General features: G+C 69.6%; 2 protein-coding genes and 1 pseudogene. 1 reads left to right on the forward strand and 2 read right to left on the reverse strand.

Going from position 1 to position 5,439, the window contains the following annotated elements; genetic code table 11:
- Window positions 1-149 precede the first annotated feature (149 nt).
- Complete coding sequence (locus ACI783_RS19650) at window positions 150-4,049, forward strand: DNA-directed RNA polymerase subunit beta' (RefSeq protein ID WP_457085384.1); 3,900 nt, start codon at window positions 150-152, stop codon at window positions 4,047-4,049.
- Window positions 4,050-4,254: 205 nt separating this feature from the next.
- Here the strand turns inward: ACI783_RS19650 and ACI783_RS19655 are convergent, their stop codons facing one another.
- A complete protein-coding gene (locus ACI783_RS19655) occupies window positions 4,255-5,298 on the reverse strand; it encodes an LLM class F420-dependent oxidoreductase (protein WP_457142013.1) in 1,044 nt (347 codons plus the stop codon).
- Window positions 5,299-5,307: 9 nt separating this feature from the next.
- Window positions 5,308-5,439 (reverse strand): annotated as a pseudogene (locus ACI783_RS19660) (IS481 family transposase); the annotation flags it as partial.

The following is a 5,439-nucleotide window of genomic DNA, read 5'->3' on the forward strand; positions in this document are numbered from 1 at the left end:
TGGTGGGTTTGCAACGCGCCCCGCGGCGAGCAAACCGGCTTGTTTTTGTTTTTTGGGGGGGCGGGCGGCCGGGGGGGCGGGGGCGGCCCGGCGCCCTCCTTCGACAACACCAGAAAGTGCAGTATCTAGCCCCTGAAAGGGGTCACTCAGTGCTCGACGTCAACTTCTTCGACGAACTGCGCATCGGCCTGGCCAGCGGCGACGACATCCGTCAGTGGTCGCACGGCGAGGTGAAGAAGCCCGAGACCATCAACTACCGCACCCTCCGCCCGGAGAAGGACGGTCTCTTCTGCGAGAAGATCTTCGGTCCCACCCGGGACTGGGAGTGCTACTGCGGGAAGTACAAGCGCGTCCGGTTCAAGGGCATCATCTGCGAGCGCTGCGGCGTCGAGGTCACTCGCGCCAAGGTGCGCCGTGAGCGGATGGGCCACATCGAGCTGGCCGCGCCGGTCACCCACATCTGGTTCTTCAAGGGCGTCCCCTCCCGCCTGGGCTACCTGCTCGACCTGGCGCCCAAGGACCTCGAGAAGATCATCTACTTCGCCGCCTACATGATCACCTCGGTCGACGAGGAGACGCGGCACCGCGACCTCCCGACGATCGAGGCCGAGATCAGCGCGGAGAAGCACAACCTCGAGACCCGCCGCGACGCCGACGTGGAGGCCCGCCAGCAGAAGCTGGAGGCCGACCTCGCCGAGCTCGAGGCCGAGGGTGCCAAGTCCGACGTGCGCCGCAAGGTGCGCGAGGGCGGCGAGCGCGAGATGCGCCAGCTGCGCGACCGCGCCCAGCGGGAGATCGACCGCCTCGACGAGGTGATGGACACCTTCCGCAAGCTCGAGGTCAAGCAGCTCATCGCCGACGAGGGCCTCTACCGCGAGCTGCGCGACCGCTTCGGTGAGTACTTCGAGGGCGGCATGGGTGCCGCGGCCCTGCAGAAGCTCCTCGCCGGCTTCGACCTCGACGCCGAGGCCGTGTCCCTGCGCGAGACCATCCGCAGCGGCAAGGGCCAGCGCAAGCTGCGCGCGCTGAAGCGGCTGAAGGTCGTCGCGGCGTTCCAGCAGACCCAGAACTCGCCCATGGGCATGGTGCTGGACTGCGTCCCGGTCATCCCGCCGGACCTGCGCCCGATGGTGCAGCTCGACGGTGGCCGTTTCGCCACGAGCGACATGAACGACCTGTACCGCCGGGTGATCAACCGGAATAACCGGCTCAAGCGACTGCTCGACCTGGGCGCGCCGGAGATCATCGTCAACAACGAGAAGCGGATGCTCCAGGAGTCCGTGGACGCGCTGTTCGACAACGGCCGGCGCGGCCGTCCGGTCACCGGCCCGGGCAACCGCCCCCTGAAGTCCCTGAGCGACCTGCTCAAGGGCAAGCAGGGCCGGTTCCGCCAGAACCTGCTGGGCAAGCGCGTCGACTACTCCGGCCGTTCGGTCATCGTCGTCGGCCCGCAGCTGAAGCTGCACCAGTGCGGTCTGCCCAAGCAGATGGCGTTGGAGCTCTTCAAGCCCTTCGTGATGAAGCGGCTCGTCGACCTCAACCACGCGCAGAACATCAAGTCCGCCAAGCGGATGGTGGAGCGCGCGCGGCCGGTCGTGTGGGACGTGCTCGAAGAGGTCATCACCGAGCACCCGGTGCTGCTGAACCGTGCACCCACCCTGCACCGTCTGGGCATCCAGGCCTTCGAGCCCCAGCTGGTCGAGGGCAAGGCCATCCAGATCCACCCGCTGGTCTGCACCGCGTTCAACGCGGACTTCGACGGCGACCAGATGGCCGTGCACCTGCCGCTGTCGGCCGAGGCGCAGGCCGAGGCCCGCATCCTCATGCTGTCCAGCAACAACATCCTGAGCCCGGCCGACGGTCGCCCGATCACCGCGCCGACCCAGGACATGGTGCTGGGCCTCTACCACCTGACGAGCCTGTCCGGCTCGACGGAGGTGGCGGAGGGCGAGCTGCCGAAGTCGTACTCGACGACGTCCGAGGCCGTCATGGCCTTCGACATGGGTGCGCTGGGTCTGCAGGAGCGGGTGCTCATCCGCCTCGACGAGGTCTTCGGCGTCGACAACGGCCCGAACGAGCCGTGGGAGGCCCCCGAGGGCTGGGAGCCCGGCCAGCCGGCCGTCGTCTCCACCAGCCTGGGCCGGGTGCTGTTCAACGAGGCCCTGCCGGAGGACTACCGCTTCGTCAACTACCAGGTGCCGAAGAAGGCGCTGGGCGCGATCGTCAACGACCTTGCCGAGCGCTACCCGAAGGTCCAGGTCGCGGCGACGCTGGACGCCCTCAAGTCGGCCGGGTTCCGCTGGGCGACCCGCTCGGGCGTGACGATCGCGATCGACGACGTCGTCACCCCGCCGGTGAAGCAGGAGATCCTGGACCGGCACGAGGACGAGGCGCGGAAGATCGAGCGCCAGTACGAGCGCGGCGTCATCACCGACGGCGAGCGGCGTTCGGAGCTCATCGAGATCTGGACCCGCGCGCGGGCCGAGGTCAGCCAGGCGATGGTGGACAACTTCCCCACCACCAACCCGGTCTGGGTCATGGTCAACTCGGGCGCCCGAGGCAACATGATGCAGATCAGCCAGATCGCCGGCATGCGCGGTCTGGTGGCCAACCCGAAGGGCGAGATCATCCCGCGGCCGATCAAGGCCAACTTCCGGGAGGGTCTGTCCGTGCTGGAGTACTTCATCTCCACGCACGGCGCCCGCAAGGGCCTGGCGGACACCGCGCTGCGGACCGCCGACTCCGGGTACCTCACCCGCCGGCTGGTCGACGTCTCGCAGGACGTCATCATCCGCGAGGAGGACTGCGGCACCGAGCGCGGCGTCATCATGCCGATCGGCACCGTCTCCGACGGCGTCGTGACGCGTGACCCGCACGTGGAGACCAGCGTGTACGCCCGCGCCCTGGCCGCCGACGTGGTGGCTGCCGACGGCACGGTCATCGCGCAGGCCAACTCCGACCTGGGCGACGTGCTGATCCAGACGCTGGTCGACGCCGGCGTCTCGGAGGTCAAGGTCCGCTGCGTGCTGACCTGTGAGTCGCTGCTGGGCACCTGCGCCACCTGCTACGGCCGGTCGCTGGCGTCGGGCAAGCTCGTGGACGTCGGCGAGGCGGTCGGCATCATCGCCGCCCAGTCGATCGGTGAGCCCGGCACCCAGCTGACGATGCGCACCTTCCACACCGGTGGTGTGGCCGGTGCCGACATCACCCACGGTCTGCCGCGTGTGGTGGAGCTCTTCGAGGCCCGCGTCCCCAAGGGCAAGGCCCCGATCGCCGAGCTCGCCGGCACGGTCCGGATCGAGGACGGCGACCAGTTCCGGAAGCTGACCATCACCCCGGACGACGGTTCCGACGAGGTCGTCTACGACAAGCTGTCGCGTCGCTCGCGGCTGCGGGTGGAGGACGGCAGCCACGTCGAGGTCGGCGAGCAGCTCACCGAGGGTGCGGTCGACCCGCACGAGGTGCTGCGGATCATGGGCCCGCGCGAGGTGCAGCTGCACCTGGTCCGCGAGGTCCAGGAGGTCTACCGCAGCCAGGGTGTGTCGATCCACGACAAGCACATCGAGGTGATCATCCGGCAGATGCTGAAGCGGGTGACCATCATCGACTCGGGCGCGACGGAGTTCCTGCCCGGTGCGCTGGTCGAGCGGACGCTGTTCGAGACCGAGAACCGTCGGGTCGTCGCCGAGGGCGGCGAGCCGGCCTCGGCCCGTCCGGTGCTGATGGGGATCACCAAGGCGTCGCTGGCGACGGAGTCGTGGCTGTCCGCGGCCTCCTTCCAGGAGACGACCAAGGTGCTCACCGACGCCGCGATCCAGGGCAAGAGCGACAGCCTGCTCGGGCTCAAGGAGAACGTGATCATCGGGAAGCTGATCCCGGCCGGTACCGGCATCAGCCGCTACCGGAACATCACGGTCGAGCCCACCGAGGAGGCCCGCGCCGCCGTGTACACGATGGCCGGGTACGACGACGGGCAGTACTACAGCCCCGACGTCTTCGGCTCGGGCACCGGCGAGGCCGTCCGGCTGGAGGAGTACGACTGGCGCTGATGCGCTGAGTGAGTGACAGCAGGGCCCCGGGAGCGCACGCTCCCGGGGCCCTGCTGTGTCTCGCCGTCACGTGACGCAACCCCGACCGCATCGGGGATGCCTCCCGGGGATCAGGAGAGCTGATCGTCCTTGCCCCTGGCTCACTGCGGGTGGTGAGCCAGGAGCACGTGCGCTGAGCCAGGACGGTGCCGGTGCCGGCACCGGATCACCGATCGGTGAGCGCCCGCATCCGCTCGACCGTCCGGAGGCGACCCTCGCGGCTGTCGTCGAGGGGCTGCAGGTTCAGGGTCGTGACACCGGCCGCGGCGAAGGCCGCGATCCGCTCGGCCACGTAGGACTCGGGGCCGATCAACGAGGTCGCGCGGACCAGGTCCTCGGGCACGGCGGCGGCGGCCTCGTCCTTGCGGCCGGCGAGGTAGAGGTCCTGGATGGTCTCCGCCTCGGCCTCGTAGCCGTAGCGCCGGGCCAGGTCGTTGTAGAAGTTCCTGCCCTTGGCGCCCATGCCCCCGACGTAGAGGGCGATGCCCGGTCGGACGGCGTCCAGCAGGTGGTCGACGTCCTCACCGATGGCCACCGGGACGCCGACGACCACGTCCAGGTCGCCCAGCGCAGGGTCCCGCTCGGCCCGGCCGGCGGCGAGGGAGGCACCCCAGACGTCCGCGGCGCGTTCCGGGTGGAAGAAGATGGGCTCCCACTTCTCCGCGATCTCGGCGGCCAGCTGCACGTTCTTCGGCCCCAGGGCGGCGAGGAGCACCGGCACCCGCTCCCGCACCGGTGTGTTGATGAGCTTCAGCGGTTTGCCGAGGCCGGTGCCCTGCTCGGCCGGCAGGGGCACCGTGTACTTCGGGCCCTCGTGGACCAGTCGCTCGCGGCGCCAGACCTGGCGGCAGATCTGGATGACCTCCCGGGTGCGCTGCAGCGGGGCGTCGTAGGGGAGGCCGTGCCAGCCCTCGATCACCTGCGGGCCGGAGGCGCCGAGCCCGAGCGTGAAGCGGCCGCCGGAGACGAAGTCCAGTCCGGCGGCGGTCATCGCGATGAGCGCCGGCGTGCGGCTGTAGATCGGCAGGATGCCGCTCATCAGCTCGACCCGTTCGGTCACCGCCGCCAGGTAGCCCAGCTGGCTCACCGCGTCGAAGGTGTAGACCTCCGCGACCATGGCCACGTCGAGGCCGGCCGACTCGAGGTCGCGCACCTCCGCGGCCGTCTGCCTGAAGTCACCGGCGTAGCTCGCCTGGATCCCGATGCGCACTCGCGAAGGCTAGCTGTTCTGACCTGACAGGTTGGTGACGCGGCTGGCCGGGGGTCTGCCGGCGAGTGCGGTGTGGCCGCGGTGGTGGTTGTAGTGGTGTAGCCAGGCAGGGTAGGCAGCGGCGCGGTCGGCGTCACTGGC

It is taken from the genome of Modestobacter sp. SYSU DS0511 (assembly GCF_054050755.1).